At 32.0% G+C, this 23,021-nt stretch carries 11 protein-coding genes; all 11 read left to right on the top strand.

The window, feature by feature from the left end:
• Positions 1-8 precede the first annotated feature (8 nt).
• Positions 9-1,337, top strand: coding sequence for a family 43 glycosylhydrolase (locus tag ACGLWY_RS16000; RefSeq protein ID WP_396620675.1), 1,329 nt, complete (start codon positions 9-11; stop codon positions 1,335-1,337).
• Positions 1,338-1,368: 31 nt separating this feature from the next.
• Positions 1,369-3,108 (top strand): glycoside hydrolase family 43 protein, encoded by a 1,740-nt coding sequence (locus ACGLWY_RS16005; protein ID WP_396620676.1) that lies wholly within the window; start codon positions 1,369-1,371, stop codon positions 3,106-3,108.
• 22 nt (positions 3,109-3,130) lie between these two features.
• Positions 3,131-4,684: a carboxylesterase/lipase family protein gene (locus tag ACGLWY_RS16010; RefSeq protein ID WP_396620677.1), complete on the top strand. Its 1,554-nt coding sequence runs from the start codon at positions 3,131-3,133 to the stop codon at positions 4,682-4,684.
• Between the two features lie 42 nt (positions 4,685-4,726).
• Positions 4,727-5,581, top strand: a complete 855-nt coding sequence (locus ACGLWY_RS16015) for a sialate O-acetylesterase (RefSeq protein WP_396620678.1) — start codon at positions 4,727-4,729, stop codon at positions 5,579-5,581.
• Positions 5,582-5,639: 58 nt separating this feature from the next.
• Positions 5,640-6,056: a hypothetical protein gene (locus ACGLWY_RS16020; RefSeq protein ID WP_396620679.1), complete on the top strand. Its 417-nt coding sequence runs from the start codon at positions 5,640-5,642 to the stop codon at positions 6,054-6,056.
• A 10-nt stretch (positions 6,057-6,066) separates the two neighbouring features.
• Positions 6,067-7,986: an alpha/beta hydrolase-fold protein gene (locus tag ACGLWY_RS16025; RefSeq protein WP_396620680.1), complete on the top strand. Its 1,920-nt coding sequence runs from the start codon at positions 6,067-6,069 to the stop codon at positions 7,984-7,986.
• 74 nt (positions 7,987-8,060) lie between these two features.
• The gene (locus ACGLWY_RS16030) at positions 8,061-9,182 is read left to right on the top strand and encodes an endo-1,4-beta-xylanase (RefSeq protein ID WP_396620681.1); all 1,122 of its coding nucleotides are present in this window, start codon (positions 8,061-8,063) and stop codon (positions 9,180-9,182) included.
• A gap of 169 nt (positions 9,183-9,351) precedes the next feature.
• Positions 9,352-13,473 (top strand): two-component regulator propeller domain-containing protein, encoded by a 4,122-nt coding sequence (locus ACGLWY_RS16035; protein ID WP_396620682.1) that lies wholly within the window; start codon positions 9,352-9,354, stop codon positions 13,471-13,473.
• Positions 13,474-14,827: 1,354 nt separating this feature from the next.
• Positions 14,828-18,034, top strand: coding sequence for a SusC/RagA family TonB-linked outer membrane protein (locus tag ACGLWY_RS16040; RefSeq protein ID WP_396620683.1), 3,207 nt, complete (start codon positions 14,828-14,830; stop codon positions 18,032-18,034).
• A 12-nt stretch (positions 18,035-18,046) separates the two neighbouring features.
• A complete protein-coding gene (locus ACGLWY_RS16045; RefSeq protein WP_396620684.1) occupies positions 18,047-19,936 on the top strand; it encodes a RagB/SusD family nutrient uptake outer membrane protein in 1,890 nt (629 codons plus the stop codon).
• 43 nt (positions 19,937-19,979) lie between these two features.
• Positions 19,980-23,009, top strand: a complete 3,030-nt coding sequence (locus tag ACGLWY_RS16050) for a SusC/RagA family TonB-linked outer membrane protein (RefSeq protein WP_396620685.1) — start codon at positions 19,980-19,982, stop codon at positions 23,007-23,009.
• Positions 23,010-23,021 lie beyond the last annotated feature (12 nt).

Consider the following 23,021-nt stretch of genomic DNA (forward strand, 5'->3'; position numbering starts at 1 on the left):
ATCAAATAATGATTAAAAGTCTATTACTAGTTTTAGTGGTTAGCAATACTTATGGTCAAAACCCAATCATTAGAGATCAATTTTCAGCCGATCCTTCTGCTAGAGTTTTTGGAGATAAAGTATATCTGTTTCCTTCCCACGATATCTTAGCAACCGAAGGTAAAGGTCGTGTAGGCTGGTTTTGTATGGAAGATTATCATGTGTTTTCTTCTATAAACTTAACAGATTGGACAGACCATGGTCCTATTGTTCAACAAAACAAAGTGCCTTGGGTGAAACCAGACAGTTATAGTATGTGGGCTCCAGACTGTATTGAAAAAAATGATAAGTACTATTTTTATTTTCCATCAATAGTTAAAGATTCAATAACAAAAGCACAAGGCTTTACCATTGGTGTTGCTATTGCCGATAACCCTGAAGGCCCTTATACTACGGAATTCTTACCTATTGAAGGTGTAAGAGGGATCGACCCTAACGTGTTTATTGATAAAGATAGACAGGCTTATTTATATTGGTCTCAAGGAAATATTTTTGCGGCTAAACTGAAAGATAATATGCTTGAATTGGATTCTGAAGTTATAACTTTAGGTGAACTTCCAACAAAAGGATTGAAAGAAGGTCCCTATCTTTTTGAAAGAAAGGGCATTTACTATTTAACATATCCGCATGTTGAAAATAAAATAGAACGTCTAGAATATGCTATTTCAGACAATCCGCTAGGTCCTTTTAAAGTTTCAGGTGTCGTTATGGATGAATCTCCATCTGGATGTTGGACTAATCATCAATCGATTATTGAATTTAAAAACCAATGGTATCTTTTTTATCATCATAATGATTATTCTCCAAATTTTGACAAAGCAAGATCGGTTAGAGCAGATAGCTTAAACTTTAATGCTGATGGTACTATTCAAAAAGTAATACCAACTTTAAGAGGCATTGGTATTACAAGTGCTACCAAAGAAATCCAAATAGATAGGTATAGTAATGTAAGTGAAAAAGGAACTTCAATTGCTTTCATAGATACATTAGATACTTTTAAAGGTTGGAAAACAGTATTTAATCAATCCAATGGATGGGTACAATATAATAGTGTGGACTTCGGCAAAAAACGCTTAAAATCTCTAATAATAAAATCTAAATCGAATAATGGTGGCACATTAGAAATACGAAGCAATTCATTAAATGGGACTGTTATTGCAAAAGTAAATATCCCTAAAACTGATGATTGGAAAGAAGTAAAAGCATCATTAACAACATTTAAACCTGATAATCAAAACCTATTTATTATCTCGAAAGGCGATAATGAAACTGAACTGGACTGGATTAAATTTGAATAAAACGAAAACAATTAATAACAAATAATAAATAATGAAAAAGACGCAACTAATATTTTTATCTTCAATTATGGGGTTATTATCCTTTACAGGGATAAATAGCCAAACGAAAAAGACATCAAAAAACCCAGCCATATTTTCAAATGCTGTTTACGAAGGAACTGATAAGGTTTATATAGATAATCCTTTAAATGCAGGCGAGTTTTATAATCCTATTTTGCAAGGCTGTTATCCAGATCCTGCTATTACTAGAAAGGGCGATGATTATTACATGGTTTGTTCTTCATTTGCTATGTTTCCTGGTGTACCTATTTTTCATTCAAAAGATTTAGTAAACTGGACTGACTTAGGTGGTGTTTTAAATAATGTTTCAGAATTCAATCCTCACGATACTGGCATTAGCCAAGGTGTTTATGCTCCTGGCATTACTTATAACCCGCATAATGATACCTTTTATATGATTGTAACAGCATTTTCAGGAGGACTAGGAAATATCATCGTAAAAACAAAAGACCCAATGAAAGGATGGGGTAGCCCAATTAAACTCGATTTTGGCGGTATAGATCCATCTATTTTCTTTGATGATAATGGTAAAGGTTATATTGTACACAATGATGCGCCTGATAAAGGAAAAGAACTCTATAATGGTCATCGTGTTATTAAAGTTTGGGAATATGACGTAAATACTGATAAAATAATTCATGGAACTGACAAGATTATTGTTGATGGTGGTGTCGACCTTTCAAAAAGACCAATTTGGATTGAAGCACCTCACCTTTACAAAAAAGATGGTAGTTACTATTTAATGTGTGCCGAAGGTGGTACTGGTGGATGGCATAGTGAGGTTATTTTTAAAGGTGACAGCCCCAAGGGGCCTTTTATTCCTGCGCCAAGCAATCCTATTCTTACTCAAAGATATTTTGGTAAAGACAGAAAAAACAAAGTAGATTGGGCTGGACATGCCGATTTAGTTAAAGGACCAAACGATAAATATTATGGTGTATTCTTAGCGGTTCGCCCAAACGAAGAAAACAGAGTAAACACAGGTCGTGAAACTTTTATTTTACCAGTTGATTGGTCTGGAGAATTTCCTGTTTTTGAAAACGGATTAATTCCTCTGGAGTCAAAATTAAAAATGCCTGAAGGTGCTGTTAACAAAACAGGTCAAGATGGTTTTTTACCTAATGGTAATTTCACTTTTACAGAAAACTTTAATGCTGATAAATTAGACTACCGTTGGATAGGTTTAAGAGGTCCACGTGAAGCATTCATTTCTACAACAAAAAAAGGATTGCAAATTAATCCGTTTGACACTAATATTAAAGAAGTAAAACCAACTTCCACGTTATTTTACAGACAACAGCATAATAGCTTTTTATTTGTTACAACTTTAGAGTTTAAACCAAAATCAAGTAGAGATTTAGCAGGTATTGTAGCATTACAAAATGAAGGTTCAAACTATGTAATTGGTGTAACCAAAAAAGATAAAGATACTTATTTAGTGTTACAAAAAAATTCATGGCCAAGAAGAAAAGGAGAAATCATTTCTGAAATTTTAGCAAGTACTAAAATTGATGTTAAAAACCCTATTAAACTTCAAGTAAAAGCTGATGGAGATAAATATGAATTTAGTTATTCAACAAATGGAACCGATTTTGTAAATGTTGGAAGCACTGTTTCAGGTGATATTCTTTCAACTGATGTCGCTGGAGGTTTTACCGGTGCTTTATTAGGACTATATGCTACCTCAGCAAATGATGCCATGCCTGAATAGAAAATAGATTAACAAACAGACCATGAAGAACGTATTTTTTATAGTATTGATATTATCTTTAATTAGTATTGGCTGTAATAATTCCAAAACCTTAACTACACAAGTTCAAGTTCAGCAAGGAATTGTTGAAGGTGCTGTTGAAGATGGCTTGATAGTTTTCAAAGGAATTCCATTTGCACAACCACCGGCTGGTGACTTAAGATGGCGTGCACCTCAACCTGCAAAAAAGTGGGAAGGTATATTAAAAACAAATGAATTTGCTCCTGGCCCAATGCAAGGAGGAACGCCTCCATCAGGAAAAAGTGAAGATTGTTTATACCTTAATATTTGGACACCAGCTAAAACCACGAATGATAAAACCCCTGTTTTAGTATGGATTTATGGTGGTGGCTTCGGTGCTGGGGCAACTTCTGAAACAACTTATAATGGTAAAAACTTAGCTAAAAAAGGTGTGATTTTAGTTAGTATTGCTTACCGCGTTGGTCAACTAGGTTTTATGGCTCATCCAGAGTTAAGTGCTGAAAATCCAGAAAATACTTCAGGAAACTATGGTTTGCTTGATATGATTGCAGGTTTGCAATGGGTAAAAGATAATATTGCTGCTTTTGGTGGCGACCCTAATAAAGTGACAATTTTTGGAGAATCTGCTGGAGGTATTGCCGTAAGTATGTTAAGTGCGTCTCCACTAGCTAAAGGTCTTTTCAATGGCGCTATATCTGAAAGTGGTGGATCATTTGGACCTCCAAGACCAACAACCTATCCTGGTGAAAATATGAAAACACTTAAAGTTGCTGAAAATGAAGGATTAGCTTATATGGAAAGTGCTGGCGTTTCTTCTATTGCAGAATTACGAGCCATTGAAGCCGAAAAACTACCAGGAGGTCGAGGCTGGCCTATTATTGATGGACACGTTATCCTTGACGATCAATATAAATTATACGAAGCGGGAATTTATAATGACACACCTATTCTTGTAGGTTATAATTCAGATGAAGGAGCTAGCTTTACTAGAACACAAGACCCAAAAGAATTTATTAGTAATGTTGAAATGCGCTTTGGTCCTTATGCAGATAGTCTTTTAAAAGTATATCCGGTTGACTCTACTTCGGTACCAAAAACGGCTCGTGATTTATCTCGAGATGCAGCCTTTGGTTGGCAAACGTGGGCTTGGGCTAAACTTCAGGCTAAAGCAGGAAAATCAAAAGTTTTTTATTATTATTTTGACCAACATCCAGACTATCCAGAAGATTCACCAAGATATGGTTTTGGTTCACCGCACGGCCAAGAAGTATCTTATGTTTTTAAGAATTTAGATGCTTCGAATCCTCAAATCACCAAAACAGATTTAGAAATTTCAGACTTGATGAGTACTTATTGGACAAATTTCGCCAAATATGGAGATCCAAATGGTAAAGATGTTCCAAATTGGCCAGTATTTAGCAATTCAAATCCTGAGGTAATGTATTTCAACAAAACAGCTTATACTGGTCCTGTTCCAAGTGCAAAATCACTTGAGGTTTTAGATTCATATTTCGCATGGAGACGCACCCTAGAAGGAGAATCTTGGGCAAAATAATAACCAATTATTAATACACTATTAAATTAAATATTATTCATTGTGAAAAGAATTATTAACCTAGCAGTATTTACAATTATAATCTTAGCTGCAAAGACAACATATTCCCAAGATTCAAACTTCCATATTTATTTAAGTTTCGGACAATCAAACATGGAAGGTAATGCTCGTATTCAACCACAAGACACTGTGAATGTAAACGACCGTTTTATGGTTTTAGAAGCCGTTGATTGTCCAAATCTAGATCGTGAAAAAGGAAGATGGTACACTGCAGTTCCTCCACTATGCCGTTGCGAAACAGGACTAACTCCAACCGACTATTTTGGAAGAATTATGGTGCAAAACCTTCCAGAAAATGTTAAAGTAGGAGTTATCAATGTAGCTGTTGGTGGTTGCAAAATTGAACTATTCGATAAAGATAAATATAAAGAATACCTGACTAATGTTCCTGATTGGATGAAAAACATGGTGAAGGAATACGATGGTAATCCCTATGGACGACTTGTAGAAATGGCAAAGTTAGCCCAAAAAGAAGGTATTATAAAAGGCATTCTTTTACATCAAGGAGAATCAAACACCAACGATACACTTTGGACTAAAAAAGTAAAAATAGTTTATGACAATTTAATGAAAGATTTAAATCTCAATCCAAATGATATTCCTTTATTAGCTGGTGAAGTTGTTAATGAAGATCAAGGTGGTGTTTGTGCCAGTATGAACAAAATTATTGCGAATCTACCTAAAACAATTCCAAATTCTTATGTTATTTCTTCAAAAGGATGTCCTGATGGTTCAGATAACTTGCATTTTAATGCTGAAGGCTATAGAATGCTTGGTAAAAGATATGCCATAAAAATGTTGTCTTTATTGGGTTATCATAACATTAAATCAGACTAAAAGTAAGATACTTAAAAACTACCAACTCAAAACCAACTTAACGATATTAAGACTCACCATGCAAAAATTATCTAACATTTTAAGTAGAAAAAAAACAGTTGGCTTTGTATTTACATTTTTACTGATATCTGCACCTATTAGATCTCAGGAAATTATCAATTTATATACTTCTGAAATTCCTAACTCAAAAACATCAAATATTAAAGAATCTGGTGAGGGTATGTACAGGAATATAACCGTTCCTACACTTGAATATTTTAAACCAAATGCTGATAAAGCTTCAGGAGCGGCTGTTATTATTATTCCTGAAGGAAGCTATAATGTGGTGGTTTATCAAGGTGAAGGTATTAACAACGCAAAACCATTAGCCAAACAAGGCATTAATTATGTGTATTATGATTCTCCACAAACAGTTCACGAGTGGTTAACTTGGAGACGAGATCTTAAAGAATTTACGAGTCGATTATTTAAATAAATTAATAAAAATGAAAAAAATTATCTTATCAGTTATTATCTTGATTGTTGTTAGCACCTCGCTATTGGCACAAAGTATTGAAAAAGAAGCGCCAAAAGGATTTGATGTCGTAAATCCTAGTATTCCTAAAGGCAAACTAAGTTACATTAAATATAAATCTACAACTGTAGGAACAACTAGAAATGCATTAGTTTATACTCCTCCAGGATACACCAAAAACAAAAAATATCCTGTTTTATACCTTTTACATGGTATTGGTGGTGATGAAAATGAATGGCTAAAAGGAGGAACACCACAAATTATATTAGATAATTTATATGCTGAGGGGAAAATAGAACCTATGATTGTGGTGATGCCAAACGGCAGGGCTATGAAAGAGGATAGTAATAAAGGCAACATCATGGCACCTGATAAAGTAAAAGCATTTGCCACTTTTGAAAGAGACTTGTTAGATGATTTGATTCCTTTTATTGAGAAAAAATATCCAGTTCTTACCGATAGAGAACATCGTGCCATTGCAGGTTTATCAATGGGTGGTGGTCAATCATTAAATTTTGGCTTGGGTAATTTAGATATGTTTTCTTATGTGGGAGGATTTTCATCTGCACCAAACACCAAGCAACCTCAAGAATTGGTACCAAATCCAGAAGAGACTAAGAAAAAACTGAAAGTATTATGGATTTCTTGTGGAGATAGCGATGGTCTTATATCATTCAGTAAGAGAACTCATGATTATTTATTCCAAAACAATGTACCTCACATTTATTATATAGAGCCTGGAGTACACGATTTTAAAGTTTGGAAAAATGGACTTTATATGTTTTCCCAATTTTTATTCAAACCAGTAGATCAAACTTCATTTACTAAATACACCGTTTTAGGAACTAAACCAGAAACCAATATCCGTAATGCTGAATATCCTCAAGTTTTACCTGATAATAGAGTCGTTTTTAAAGTAAAAGCACCAGATGCCCAAAAAGTTCAGATAGATTTAGGTAAAAGGTATGATATGGTTAAAGATATTGAAGGTTTCTGGAATGTAACTACCGATGTTGTTAACCCTGGTTTCAATTACTATTCTTTAGTTATTGATGGCGTTGCGGTAGCGGACCCAGCTAGCGAAACTTTTTACGGTATGAGCCGTATGGCTAGCGGTATTGAAATACCTCATAAAGATGGCGACTTTTATGCTCTTAAAAATGTTCCTAGCGGAGACATTCGCATTAAAAAATATTTTTCAAGAGGAACGAATTCTTGGAGAGAAATGTACGTTTACACCCCACCAGGATATGATAATTTTACTGAAAAGTATCCTGTTTTATATTTATTACATGGTGGTGGCGAAGATCAACGAGGATGGGCAACACAAGGCAAAACCAATATTATTTTAGACAATTTAATTGCTAAAGGAAAAGCTGTGCCTATGGTAATTGCTATGTTAGATGGAAATGTTGGCAGCGGCATGGCGGGATTTGGAGAGAACTCTTTAAAAGCCTTTGAAAATGAACTAAAAAGAGGTGCCATTCCATTTATTGAAAGCAATTATAAAGTAAAAACAGATGCTAAAAACAGAGCGTTAGCAGGTCTTTCTATGGGAGGTTTACAAACGCTTTATGCTGGAATTAAAAACACCAATATGTTTGCTTATTTGGGTGTATTTAGTTCAGGTTGGTGGGCAAATAATACCGAATTATCCGATCCTCAATATGAATTTATGGAAAACAATGTGTCTGATATCAATTCAAACTTAAAGGAATTTTGGATTTCTATGGGTGGTAATGAAGATATTGCCCATGATAATTGTGAAATTATGATGAAAAAATTTGATGATATGGATATTCATTATAAATATAGTGAATATCCCGGAGGTCATGCTTGGCCTGTATGGAGACATGATTTGTTTGAATTCGCACAGCTTTTATTTAAATAAGAATGTCTTTTTATTAAATAGAGAATAGCTTTATTTACTAGGTAAGATTTTAATATAAATTAATAAATACAAGAATGAAAATTATAAAACAATCATTACTAATAGTAATGTCATTAGCAGTATTAATAAGTTGTAAAAATTATAATTCAATTAATACAAAAGAGCTTTCTTTAAAAAAATCTTATAAAGATAAATTTTATATTGGAACAGCTATTAATCAAAGACAAATTGAAGATAATAATTCGTTAGAATCGTCTTTAATATCAAAAGAATTTAATAGTATTACGGCAGAAAACATCATGAAGTCAATGTTTTTACATCCTAAAGAGGATACTTTTAATTTTGATTTGTCAGACAAATATGTTGCATTTGGAGAAAAGAACAATATGTTTATTCATGGACATACTTTAATTTGGCATAGTCAATTAGCACCATGGTTTAAATTAAAAAAAGATAGTTTAGAAATGGCTGTTGCTATGGAGAGTCACATAAAAACTATTATAGAGAAATATAAAGGTAGAATTCATTCATGGGATGTAGTTAATGAAGCTTTGAATGAAGATGGAACTCTAAGAAAATCTGTGTTTTTAAATACTATGGGAAAAGAGTATTTAACATTAGCTTTTAAATGGGCATCTGAAGCTGACCCAAATTTAGATTTATATTATAACGATTATAATATGACAGATTTAAAGAAAAGACAAGGTGCGATTTCTATGATTAAACATATTAAAGAGCAGGGAGTTAAAATTGATGGTGTAGGAATGCAGGGACATTGGCATATTGATACACCTTCAATTGAAGTTATTGAACAAAGTATTTTAGATTACGCAGCTTTGGGCGTAAAAATAGCTATTACAGAATTAGATATTAGTGTTTTGCCAAACCCTTGGGGTCTCGTAGGAGCTGAAATTAGTCAAAGATTTGAAAATAATAAATTAATGAATCCGTATCCAAAAACATTACCAGATTCTATTCAAACAAAACTAGCGGATCGTTATAATGATATTTTTAAGTTGTTTTTAAAGCATCAAGACAAAATTAGTCGAGTTACATTTTGGGGTATAAGTGATAAGCAAACATGGCTTAATAATTTTCCAATAAAAGGAAGAACAAATTATCCGTTACTTTTTGATAGAGAGTTAAAACCTAAAAAAGCATTTTATAGTCTTTTGGAATTACCAAAAAACAATTAAAAAAGTAGTATCTTACTATAATTATCTATAAGATAAAAGAGGGTAACTATTTATTATTCTTCGATATATAACTTAAACCAATAAGTAAATATTGATTTACTGTTTCGATAATATAGAAACTTCGAGTTTGTAATAGAATATAATTATGACAAGTTAAAAAATTAACTTTATGATTTCAATTTTAGAAAGAAAGCTGTGTATATTAATACTAGTGATGGTATCTGTGTTTTTTGAATCATATGCACAATATCAATACACGACATTTGTACCGGTAGAGCCTGAAGTATTATCAAATACATCAACTAAATGTTTTTTTAAAGATAATAAAGGATATATGTGGTTTGGAACAGAGGATGGCTTAATACGCTACGATGGTGTTAATTCATACCACTATGTCTATAACCCAGAAGACAAAAATAGTATCATTAGTAATGTTATAAATGTAATTATTGAAGACTCACAACAAAAGTTATGGATAGGTACTGCAGAAGGGCTTTGTTATTACAATAGAGAAAAAGATAATTTTATAAATATAAAGGATATTCCAGGTAATAAAGGCATTCTCAATAATGTTTTTGTTACAGCGTTGGCATTTGATAAAGAAGATAATCTTTGGGTTGGTACACATGGAGGTGGTATAAATATCTATAACACAACTACATATGAATATGATTATATAAGTGGTATAGATACGCACAGTAGTTTAAATACAACCGATTATATTGTTAGCTTCTTATATGCAGATGGTTTAATGTGGTGTGGAACAAAAGGAGGAGTACAAGTTTTTAACACAGATAATTTAACTCCAGCTACATTAACATTTGAAAAGGGAAATTTGCCTATTGAAGAAGTTTCCCAATTGATTAAAGATAAGGCTGGAAATATATGGTTTTCAACGTTAAAAAATGAACTGATTAAAATATCATTTGATAAACAGTATACTATAGAGCGAATTATTTTTAGAGATTCCCTTAACAGAAAAGAGTGTAGTAATATTTATACGTTATGTAATGATGATAAAGATAATTTGTGGGTAGGAGGAATAAATTCAGGGGTAAATTATATAGATACAAAAAAAAATAAGTTTACTTATTTTAGCAAAGTAGATCAGAATCCTAAAAACCTACCAACATCTTCTATTAGATCAATCTATATTGATGATACTGGATTAATTTGGATTGGAACGTTTAACAAAGGAGTATACTTAGTAGATAATAATATTGGAAAATTTGATTCTTATAATTGGGGAGATTATAAACAAAGTGAACTGAAAGGAAAGGAAATAAGAGCGTTTGCAGAAGATCAAAGTAAAAACATATGGATCGCTTGTGATGGTATTGGACTTATTAAATTAGACTACAAAACAAACAATCTAAAGAGGTGTGATGATATCAATAATCGATTATCTACAAAATACATTACAGCACTAATATTTGATCGTTACGGTAATCTTTGGGTAGGTACAGAAGGAGACGGTGTAATTAAAATAGAGTTTGATACAAATACTTTTAAAAATTACCCATTGGAGTCCAATGGTTTTGGCGATAACAAAGTGTCCTCTTTGTATGAAGATAAAAGTGGAACGATATGGTCCGGGACTAGTGGTAGTGGCCTTTTCTATTTAGAACAAAATCAGAGAGATTTTTCACTTCTTTATGAGGAAGATCAAATTAATAGTATTTTAAAAACATCCTATATTAGTTCTATTATAGAGGATTTTAATGGTAAATTATGGGTAGGAACTTTGTATGGTTTATATGAAATTGAAAGTAATGAAGAAGGGGTGTTTAAGTTTCAATTTTATATTCGAGATACAGAAAAAGGTAAGCTTAATAGTAATAGCATACAAAGTATTTATGAAGATAGAAACAATAATTTATGGATTGGAACAGCAGATAATGGTTTAAGTATAAAACAGAAAAATAATCAAGGTTTTGTGACCTTTAAAAAAATTAAAGGCCTAACAAATAACACTATTAGAACAATATTATTGGACTCCATTGGTAATATATGGACTAGTGGAAACACTGGGTTATATAAGTTTAATAGTCATACCAATACAATAACAAATTACAATACATCTGATGGGTTAGTCTCAAATAATTTCTCAAATAATTCAAGTCTAATCAGTAGTACAGGAAAATTATTTTTTGGTAGTAATAAAGGATTTAATGCATTCTACCCCGATAGCATACAAAACAACTTTATAAAACCGTTAATATATTTAACAGATTTAAAAATTAACAATCAATCAGTAGGTATAGATAAACCTAATTCCCCATTAAAAAAACATATTAGTCTTACCTCTAATATAAAACTAAAGTATAATCAGAGATCTTTTACGATCGATTTTGTAGGAGTTAATTATGAGCAATCGTCTGGTTACGAATATTGTTATATGCTGGAAGGATTTGATGAAAATTGGAATTGCATTGGTTCCAAAAATAGTGCAACGTACACAAATATTGATCCAGGAAATTATAAGTTTTTAGTTAAAGTGTTTTATCGAGGAGAAGTATGGGATGACGCACCAAAACTATTAGAGATTACTATCCTGCCATTACTATGGAAGACATGGTGGGCAATTCTTATATACATTATACTTTTATCTACGTTCGTTTTTTTTCTAATTAGAATACGTTTAGAGCGTATTAAAATAAAAAATCAGTTGTTAATGGAACGATTGTCACGCGAACGCGAGCATAAACTAAATAAGTCAAAAACTCAGTTTTTTACTAATATTTCTCATGAATTCCGTACACCATTAAGCCTTATTTCAATGCCTTTAGAAAATTTAAGCGCAATGGATGATTTACCAGAAAATGTGAAAGAAAGAATAGATACTATTCAAGTAAGTTCTAATAAAATGATGCGTTTAGTTGATGAACTTATGGACTTTAATAAATTAGAGGGCGGCAAATTAAAGTTGCAAATAAGACATGGGGAATTGGTAACATTTATTACAGGAATTGCCAATATTTTTAATGACTTAGCTTTAAAAAAAAGTATTCACTTTAAGGTTCATGCCATGATCGACCCACTTAATGGATGGTTTGATTGTGATAAACTTGAAAAAATAGTAGTTAACATTCTCTCTAATGCCTTTAAGTTTACTACCGATAATGGTAAGATTAATGTCATGATAAATACTAAATCACTTGAATATGAAGATAAACGAGATATAGTACGCTATTTAGAACTTATCATTATAGACAATGGTCTAGGAATTTCTAAAAAAGAATTACCTTTTATTTTTGATAAATTTTATCAAGCAAAATCAGCATTGATGATAACTAATCCAGGAACAGGTATTGGACTTTCACTAACAAAAGGACTTGTTGAATTACATAAAGGAAGCATTAAAGTAGAAAGCAAACCTAACGATGAAACCATATTTACAATTTTAATACCTATCGATCGGCAAGTATATTCAGAAGATAATATTTTTGAAACACCTGGGTTTATAGATTTACCAGTGTTAAATAATAAAGAAATTAAAATTGATGATGATTGGGAGGAAGGGGATGCTAGTGATAAACAAGTAATACTCATAGTAGAAGATAATGATGAATTGAGAAAATACATGGTGTTAGAATTTTGTCAGCAGTTTAATATTTTAGAAGCTAAAGATGGGCAAGAAGGGTTAGAAGTAGCAATGAATATGATTCCAGACCTAATTATTAGTGATATATTAATGCCAATTAAAACAGGAACAGAGTTTTGCCATGAAATAAAAACAAACCTTAAAACTAGCCATATTCCTTTTATTCTTCTAACAGCAAGAACGACAGTAGAAGACAAAATTAAAGGAATAGAGAAAGGAGCAGATGTATATATAACTAAGCCTTTTAGTATTCGTTTTTTAAAGGCACAGGTGAATCAAATTATTGAGTCACGTCAAAAACTGTATACGCAGTTTAGCCAAGATGTACATTTACTACCAAACAAAGTAGCACAAAATAAAATAGATCAAGCGTTTCTACAAAAGACAATAGATTATATTATAGATAATATGCAAAACTCTCAACTTTCAGTAAATTCAATTGCAGATAGTTTTAACTTGAGTCGTGTGCAGGTCTATCGGAAAATAAAAGCACTTACAGGTAAAACAGTTGTGAATTTCATTAAGATGGTTAGAGTTAAACAATCATTAAAATTAATGGATACGCAAAAATATACACTTGCAGAAGTTGCTTTTTTAACAGGTTTTAATTCCGCTTCCTATTTTACCACCTGTTTTAAAGATATATATGGAAAAGCACCATCTGAATATTTATCAAAAAAAATATAATACTCATTTTTCTTTGTAAACAAACTTTAACTACAAGAATTTTGATATACTCACAATCTGCTTATCAACCTTTTTATGTCTGCTATAATAAAGCTTTCGGAGGTTAAATCTAATCTAGTCTTTATTCCCAAGATTGCATTTTTTATGGATTGTAGTTTTACAATATAAATGATAAAAGAAGTTAAGAATACTTTAAATTTCTATTATATATTGCTTTTTACAGAGAAAATGATGATATAAATTCAATTCTTTATAACCTGAGTATAAATTTTAACGAAGTTAGATGTTAGAAGGACAAAGTTCAGAGTTCAGAGTTAAGTTAAAAGTTTAGAGCTTGATGTATCGATGAAGTTTGTGATACACGATTCAACGATTACACGGTTAAACAATTAAAAAGTATAGGGATGTTTATCAACCTGAATCAAGGATTTTGTAACGATATCGTTTTTATTTATCAACTATTTAAATACCTGGATATCAGATTTCATTACATCGAGTTTGTTTATAATAATTTTTGATAAATTTCATAGTCACAATTTTTGAACTAATAATAGAGGAATTGTTAGTTGTCAGTATCTTATAAACTGTGCAAGTTTTAAAATCTCAGGTTAAAATTTAATCTGAGATTTTTTTATTCATTAATTCAAGGTTTTTATATCACAACATATAAAACTTTGCAATTAAAAACAGACTTAAATATCAAAAATAAGATTTTTTCTTATTCGATATTCAATTTTGTAGTATGTAATTAATACATAATACTACAAAAAATTGATACTCTATCGATAAATCCATCAACAGGGTTGATTGTAATTAATTAAGTCCTATAAACAATGTAATATATTGTTTAATTGCCTTGAATGTCCAAAAGTTTAAAGAAAATGATCAATTATTTAAAGTTTTAATAACAAGATGTCTTCATATTTGCTGTATTATGATTTAATTAAGCAACCGGTTGTTTAAATATTTATAAATCATAATAGCATTTAAAATTAAAACTAAATAATAACCAAGTACTATACGTAAAGTACGAAACCAACTAAACCAAAAGCTTATGAGAAAAAAACTATTTTCTAAAGATGTTTTTCACCAATCCGGGTGATATGAATTTTATTTTTATCCTATTTGAATCACAGGGTTGTATTTAAGCAAGAATTTATATACCAATGTTATTTCAAATTGTATAAGAAAATGGATTAAATGTTAAGATGCTCTTAATCTTAAATAATCTGGTAAAACTGTATATAAGATTTTATAATCAAAGCTATAAAGTATGACAAAGTATTCTATAAAAGTCTTTGAATCATACTTGAGTTCTAAAGCTTGTAATAAATAAAAATATCAAAATAATAATATGAAAATACAATTATTTAAAATTCCACGAAAATACAAGTTTGTGGTATTGGGAGTTTTGTTTCAACTTTTGTTTTCGGGAATTGCGTTTGGAAGTGAAACGACTGGATTTTCACCCAATTTGTCTACCACCAATAAACAACCAAATCAACAAATAATAGTAAAAGGAACGATTACTTCTCTAGATGATAATATGTTACTTCCTGGAGTAAATATATTAGTTAAGGGATATCCGAAAATTGGTACTGTAACTGATTTTGATGGAGAATATTCAATACAATTACCCAGTTCAGATGCTGTTTTAATCTTTAGTTATATAGGATATAAAACAATAGAGAGAAGTGTAGCGGGTCTAACAGAAATTAATGTTGTTATGAGCCCAGATGAAACTTCACTTGATGAAGTTGTAGTTGTTGGGTATGGAAAACAGAAAAAAGTTAGTGTAGTAGCTGCTATTGCTCAGGTTAAAGGAGAAACATTAGAGCAAGCCGGAGGAGTTTCTAGTATAGGAGCTGCATTAACAGGAAATACGCCTGGGGTTATTACAACTGCCAGTACTGGTATGCCGGGAGAAGAAGATCCTCAAATTTTTATTCGTGGACAAAGCACTTGGAATGGATCTTCTCCATTAATTTTAGTGGATGGAGTAGAAAGATCTATGAATAGTGTCGCTATTAGCGAGGTTGAATCTGTAACGGTTTTAAAAGATGCTTCAGCAACGTCTGTATATGGTGTAAGGGGAGCTAATGGCGTAATATTGATTACTACAAAACGCGGAAAGATAGGTAGAGCAACTATTAGAGCAAGAGTAAATAGTACTATAAAAGTTCCTTCAAAATTACCCGGGAAATATGATGCATTTGACGCATTGTTAGTTAAGAATGATGCAATTGAAAATGAATTATCTCTAAGTCCAGAAAGTTGGAATGATTACCTTCCTTTTGACATTATAAATAAATATAGAAATCCAGCAAACTTAGAAGAAGCTGAAAGGTATCCTAATGTAGATTGGGCAGATATTTTGTTTAAAGATTATACCATGTCTTATAATGCTAGTCTAAATGTAAGCGGAGGAACTGAAGCTGTAAAATATTTTGCAGCTGTTGACTTTCTTCGCGAAGGGGATTTGTTCAAAGATTATGATAATGGCAGAGGCTATGATCCAGGTTACGGTTTTAATAGATTAAATGTAAGGTCTAACCTAGATTTTGTTATAACGCCTACAACTAAATTAAGAGTTAATTTATCGGGATCTCATGGTGTTAGAAAAAATCCATGGGGTGCAAGTGGTTCGGAATATACGATGTGGGACGCTGCTTATTCAACGGCAGCAGATGTTTTTTTACCAAGGTATTCTGATGGTGCTTGGGGGTACTATGCTCCAAATGAAGGAAAAGCTTCAAATTCAGTTAGAAATTTAGCTATTAGTGGTATTCAGTATAGAACAACTACTAAACTTACTACAGATTTTACTCTAGATCAAAGTTTAGAAATGTTGGTGGACGGACTTAACTTTAAAGGGGTTCTAGCTTTAGATAATACGTTTTCTGAAGGAGACAGAGGTGTAAATGATTTATATAATGATATTCAACAGAAATGGATAGATCCCGTGACAGGATTACCCACTTATAAGCAAGCTTTCGATTCAAACAATAGATTTGATTTTCAAGAAGGTGTTAAATGGTCTACAACAGGAGGTAATGTTCAAGATTGGGCTTCGTACAGAAGGTTATTTTATCAATTACAATTAGATTATAATCTAAAGATAGATAAACATAACATTACAGCTATGGGAAATGTAAATCGCAATGAATTTGCAACAGGAAGTCAAATTCCTAATTATAGAGAAGATTGGGTTTTTAGAACAACTTATGGCTATGCTGATAAATATTTGTTGGAATATAATGGTGCATATAATGGTTCTGAAAAATTTAGTGCAGATAATCGTTTTGCGTTTTTCTCTTCAGGAGGTTTAGGTTGGGTAATGTCAAAAGAAAAGTTTATGGAATCCCTTTCATTTATTGATATGCTTAAACTACGTGGTTCGTATGGAGAAATTGGAGATGATAATATATTTGGTAGATTTTTATATTTAACACAATGGGGCTATGGAGGTAATTCAACTATGGGAACCACAGGAGAAACTGCTGAATCAAGTCCATATTCTTGGTATAGAGAAACTGCTGTTGGAAATCCAGAGGTTCATTGGGAAAAAGTAAAAAAGACAAATGTAGGTGTAGATTTTGAATTATTTAAAAGATTTATAACTGGTACTTTCGATTATTTTAAAGAGGATCGTAGTGATATTTTGATATCAGGAGATAGAAGAGCTATTCCAAGTTATTATGGTACTCAGGCGCCAGTGGCTAATCTTGGTAGAGTTAGAAATCAAGGATTTGAGTTTGAAATAAAATTAAACCATACGTTTGCTAATGGATTAAATCTTTGGTCTAATTTTAATATAACCCATGCTAAAAATAAAGTTCTTTTTGCTGATGATCCAGGATTATTGCCAGATTATCAAAAGCAAGAAGGTAAACAAATAGGTCAGGCTTATACATATGTATCTAATGGATATTATAATACTTGGGATGAATTGTATGCGACTACAATGCACAATACAAACGATAATCAAAAACTTCCAGGTAATTATACTGTTTTAGATTTTAATGGTGACGGAATTTTAGACACCTATGATAATATTCCTTATGGCTATTCGGGTAGACCTCAAAACACATTTAACACTACTATAGGATTTAACTGGAAAGGTTTTAGTGCGTTTGTTCAGTTTTATGGTGTAAATAATGTATCTCGTCAGGTTGTTCTTAATAGTTTGTCTTCTCAAAATCACGTGGTTTACGAAGTAGATAGTTATTGGTCCAAAAACAATATAAATGGAGCAGTTCCTGTTCCTAGATGGTTGTCTACACCCAATGGATCTTACACCAGTGCAGATCGTTTTTTCTATGATGGATCTTATGTTAGATTGAAAAATGCAGAAATAGCCTATACTTTTAAATCTAGTTCAAGTTGGGTTAAATCATTGGGAGTTAATGATCTTAAATTTTATTTAAACGGTAACAACCTGTTTTTATGGACAGATATGCCAGATGACAGGGAAGCTAACTTTGCAGGTACAGGTTGGGCCTCCCAAGGGGCATATCCAACAGCTCGTCGATTTAACTTAGGTGTTAACATAACATTTTAAATGCTTATTATTATGAAAATATATATCAAAACTATATTAAAGTACAGTCTGGTTGTATGTCTGTTTATTACTTCAACATCATGTGAAGATTACCTTGATAAAGATCCAGACACTAATATTTCAGCTGATGAAGCTTTTAAAAACTTTACAAATTTTCAAGGATTTACAGAAGAGTTATATCAATGTATCCCTGATTTTACTAATCGATATTGGACAAATTCTTGGAACTGGGGAGAAGATGAGATACAATCTACAGCACGTGATTTCCATTTTGGTGTTAAGATAGATAATGGAGATTTCTGGGGCTGGCAAGACGAACACGATGGTTGGGGAGCTGGATGGATGAATGCTTCAAATGCAAATACCTCTAACGATCGCTTCAGTAAAGATTTATGGAAAAACGGATGGTATGGTATTCGTAAAGCAAACATCGGACTTGAGAATCTTGATAACTTAACTGAAGCTACACAGGAGGAGAGAGACTTAATAAAAGGTCAACTACTATTCTTTAGAGCTTGGTTTCATTTTCAGTTTATACAGTATTTTGGTGGATTACCATACATAGATACTGTGTTACCTAGTGATGAGCCTTTGAGATTACCTAGACTTAGTTATCATGAATGTGCCGATAAAATAGGTCAAGATTTAAGACTAGCAGCAGATTTATTACCTATAAACTGGGATAAAACAACAGCAGGAAAGAGAACATTGGGTAAGAATGCGTTACGTATTAATAAAATAATGGCCTTAGGTTACTTAGGTAAAAATTATTTATGGGCAGGTAGTCCTTTAATGAATAAGGAATCTACTGGAAGCGAAAGCTATAATTCTAATTATTGTAAAAAATCGGCAGAAGCTTTTGGAGAATTATTAACCATAGCAGAAAGCCCAGAATCTCAATATGCATTGTTGCCTTTTTCAGAATATAGCAACAATTTCTTTACTACAGGTTCAAACTGGCAAATGCCAGGAGGAACAGAAGCTATTTTTAGAGGTCCATATTGGGGAGCTAATGGTTCAAATTGGGGAACCAGTAAACAATTTCAACCTGCACCTGTAATAGCAGATGGCGATGTGAAATTTTTACCAACAGCCAACTATGTAGATTATTATGGGATGGAAAATGGATTGCCTATTAAGGATATAACTATGGCAGACCCAGAATCTGGCTATGACCCAGCTTATCCTTGGAAAGGTAGAGATCCAAGATTTTATAATGATATCGTTTATGATGGTGTGAAATGCGTTCAAGGCTCTATGCCAAGCACGGTCTCTCAAGATCGTTATGCTAATCTTTATACAGGAGGTAGTTATCGAAATATTAGTACAGGAAGCAGAACAGGATATTTACTATATAAGTTTATTCCAATTACAGCTAATAAGTATGATTTAGGTTACGATTGGGGGGCAAACCTAAATATACACCTTCCATGGATGCGTTTAGCAGATGTATATATAATGTATGCGGAAGCTGCTGCACAAGCTAGTAATTCACCTACGGGTAAGGCAATAAGTTATAGTAGAACAGCTGTAGATGCCATAAATGTAGTAAGAGATAGAGCCGGAGTAGGTCATGTTGCTAATAAGTTTCTGGGGTCTATAGATGTATTTATGGACGAGTTAAGAAGAGAACGAGCTGTTGAATTAGCATTTGAGCGTCATCGCTTTAATGATTTACGTCGTTGGTTACTATTAACAAAGAGCCCATATACTCTTAAAAAATCTATTGAGTTTGATCGTGTTGGGGAATTTAATACTGAAGATCCAACATTAAATAGAGTAGCAAACATTCAAGAAGAAATTATTCTAGAACGAAATTTTAGCGATAAGCACTATTGGTTGCCTTTAAAAAATGTAGATGTTAATATGTACCTAGAATTTCCTCAGAATCCTGGTTGGTAGTCAATTTGATAATGTTAAATAATATAATACAAAATAGAAAATAATGAAATATATACAACTAAAAATAGTTCTATGTTTTGTACTTATTACTTTCTGTCCGTTACTGTTAACTGCACAAGAAAATAATTTGATAGATATTGAAGGTGTCGTAATAGGAGCTATGGGGAAACCTCTTCAAGAAGCATTGCTTGTTATTGAAAATGATAGAAACATTTCTACAACAACCGATTCAGATGGTAAGTTCTTTATAACAGCACCAAAAAATACTGATTTAGTAGTAAGTGCTATTGGCTACCAACAAAAAGTAGTTAAAGTTAGTTCAGAATTAAATCAAATAAATTTAAATTCTGTTGATGTTCAAAGTCAGGTTCAAGTAGCTTTTCAAAAGGTAAAAGAAAATGATTTAATTGGAGGTGTTTCATTTGTAAACCTTCAAGAAATAATGGAAAAAAATTATACCACTTATAGTTTAGAAGGCTTGCAAGCCTTTGTGGGAGGATATAATGGGAATATTTGGGGCTCTGGCGGAGCTTTAGTATTAGTTGATGGAGTACCGCGTAATGCTAATACCGTTTTACCTACCGAAATAGACCAAGTAACTTTTCTTAAAGGTGTTTCGGCAGTTACATTATACGGAAGTCGTGCAGCAAAAGGTGTAATTTATATTACTACTAAAAAAGGGGAAAATAAAAAGCAAGAAATAAAAGTAAGAGTTGATGCAGGAATATTAACTCCTAAACGTTTTCCTAAATATTTAGGGTCGGCAGAATATATGAATTTCTACAATCAAGCTAGACAAAATGATGGTTTAGAAGATTTATATTCTTATGAAACTATATATAATTATGCATCTGGGGAAAGTCCATATAGATATGCCGATGTAGATTATTATTCAAAAGATTATGTAAGTGATTTTTATTCTAGATATGATGCTAATATGGAAATTACTGGAGGTAGTGATGTAGCTAGGTATTATACAACCGTGAATTTTTCAACTTCAGGCGATTTATTAGATTTTGGAGAAGCTACTAATAATAAAACAGAACGATTTAATGTAAGAGGTAATATTGATTTTGATATTATTAAGGATGTTTTATCGGCAAATATAGGAGCTAATGCTATTTATTATAATGGAAGAGGGGTAAATACAAACTATTGGAGTAATGCTTCTACTTTGAGACCTTACAGGTTCACTCCATTAATCCCTTTAGATTTAATTGAAGAAGGTGATATAGCATCACAAACCTTGATTAACAACAGTAATTATATTATAAATGGTAAATACTTATTAGGAGGAACACAATTAGATCAAACAAATCCATTTGCGGCTATTTATGCTGGGGGCTATAATACATATACTAACCGTCAATTTCAATTTAATACTGGAATTAATGCAAACCTTTCAGGGGTGTTAGAAGGGTTAAGTTTTAAAAGTATGTTTGGAGTAGATTATGAGACTTCATATAATCAGTCTTACAATAATAACTATGCCGTTTACGAAGCTCAATGGAATACTTATGCTGGATTTGACCAAATTACAGGGTTAACTAAATATGGAGAGGATTCTAAATCAGGTGTGCAGAATATAAGCAATAGTGCATATAATCAAACTATTAGTTTTTCTGGACAATTTGATTATGCTAAAAAGTTTGATGAAAAAAATAAAATTAATGCCACTCTTTTAGCTAATGGATATCAACAATCATATTCAGAAGTATATCATAGAGTTAGTAATGCTAATCTAGGTTTACAGTTTGGATATAATTATGCCGATAAATTTTATGCAGATTTTAAGGAGGCTATTGTACATTCTGCAAAATTTGCTAAAGGAGAACGCAATGCAACTTCACCATCAGTAGCTTTTGGATGGAGGCCAAGTGAAGAGAATTTCATGAAAAACAGTAAAGCGGTAGATAATTTAAAACTTACCTTTTCTGCCGGTATTTTACACTCAGACCTAGATATTAACGATTACTATTTGTATGAAAGTATATATACTCAAACAGATGGAGCTTGGTACAGTTGGAGAGATGGGGCGCTTAACCGTACTACAGATTCTAGAAGAGGTGAAAATTTAGATTTGACTTTTGTTAAAAAAGAAGAATTGAATTTTGGTATAGAAGCGTCTTTTTTCGATAAGTTAATAACTTTAAATAGTTCGTTTTTTACAAGTAAACTTAGCGGGAATGTAATTCAAGCTTCTATTTTATATCCAAATTACTTTACAACAGGATGGCCAAATTCATCATTTATACCCAATGTGAATTATAATGACGACAAAAGAATAGGTTTTGACTTCGATTTAAGGTTTAATAAAAAGTTTGGAGAGGTTGATTTTGCATTAGGATTAACAGGAATGTATTATGATACAAAAGCATCAAAAAGAGCAGAGATGTATGAAGATGAGTATCAATACAGAGAAGGCAAACCTTTAGATGGAATTTGGGGATTACAAAACCAAGGCTTTTTTGTTGATGAGGCAGACATAGCAGACTCTCCAACCCATACTTTTGGACAAGTAAAACCAGGTGATATTAAATATAAGGATCAAAATGGAGACGGCCTAGTTAATACTCAAGACGAAGTGTTTTTAGGTAAAGCCGGTTGGAGTGGAGCTCCATTTACTTTTGGTGTTAACTTAACAGCTAAGTGGAAAAACTTAACCTTCTTTGCTTTGGCAACAGGACAATTAGGAGCGTATTCAATGAAAAATAATTCATATTTCTGGATTGATGGAGATGATAAATATTCTATTGAGGTACGTAATAGTTGGACTGAGGAAACAAAAGACATAGCTTCTTATCCTAGACTGACAACTTTTAATAGTGATAATAATTATCGATCATCAGATTTTTGGATGTATAGTTCAGATAGAATAGATCTTTCAAAAGTTCAAATTTCATACGATTTTCCAAAAAAGATGTTCCAAAATTCATTTGTGAGTAAAGTTGGATTATATATAAGTGGAGCTAATTTATTAACAATTTCACGTTATAGAGATATTATGGAAATGAATGTTGGAGGATCTCCACAAACAAGGTTTTATAACTTAGGTATTAAAGCTTTATTTTAAAATAAAATCATT

It is taken from the genome of Mariniflexile sp. HMF6888 (assembly GCF_044335535.1).
In the GTDB taxonomy this organism is placed as follows: Bacteria; Bacteroidota; Bacteroidia; order Flavobacteriales; family Flavobacteriaceae; genus Mariniflexile.

Bases quoted from the DNA above. Each gene is read 5' to 3' on its own strand.
- ACGLWY_RS16045 (WP_396620684.1), top strand. From the start codon at position 18,047: ATGAAAATATATATCAAAACTATATTAAAGTACAGTCTGGTTGTATGT.
- ACGLWY_RS16030 (WP_396620681.1), top strand. From the start codon at position 8,061: ATGAAAATTATAAAACAATCATTACTAATAGTAATGTCATTAGCAGTA.
- ACGLWY_RS16000 (WP_396620675.1), top strand. From the start codon at position 9: ATGATTAAAAGTCTATTACTAGTTTTAGTGGTTAGCAATACTTATGGT.
- ACGLWY_RS16020 (WP_396620679.1), top strand. From the start codon at position 5,640: ATGCAAAAATTATCTAACATTTTAAGTAGAAAAAAAACAGTTGGCTTT.
- ACGLWY_RS16025 (WP_396620680.1), top strand. From the start codon at position 6,067: ATGAAAAAAATTATCTTATCAGTTATTATCTTGATTGTTGTTAGCACC.
- ACGLWY_RS16010 (WP_396620677.1), top strand. From the start codon at position 3,131: ATGAAGAACGTATTTTTTATAGTATTGATATTATCTTTAATTAGTATT.
- ACGLWY_RS16005 (WP_396620676.1), top strand. From the start codon at position 1,369: ATGAAAAAGACGCAACTAATATTTTTATCTTCAATTATGGGGTTATTA.
- ACGLWY_RS16040 (WP_396620683.1), top strand. From the start codon at position 14,828: ATGAAAATACAATTATTTAAAATTCCACGAAAATACAAGTTTGTGGTA.
- ACGLWY_RS16035 (WP_396620682.1), top strand. From the start codon at position 9,352: ATGATTTCAATTTTAGAAAGAAAGCTGTGTATATTAATACTAGTGATG.
- ACGLWY_RS16050 (WP_396620685.1), top strand. From the start codon at position 19,980: ATGAAATATATACAACTAAAAATAGTTCTATGTTTTGTACTTATTACT.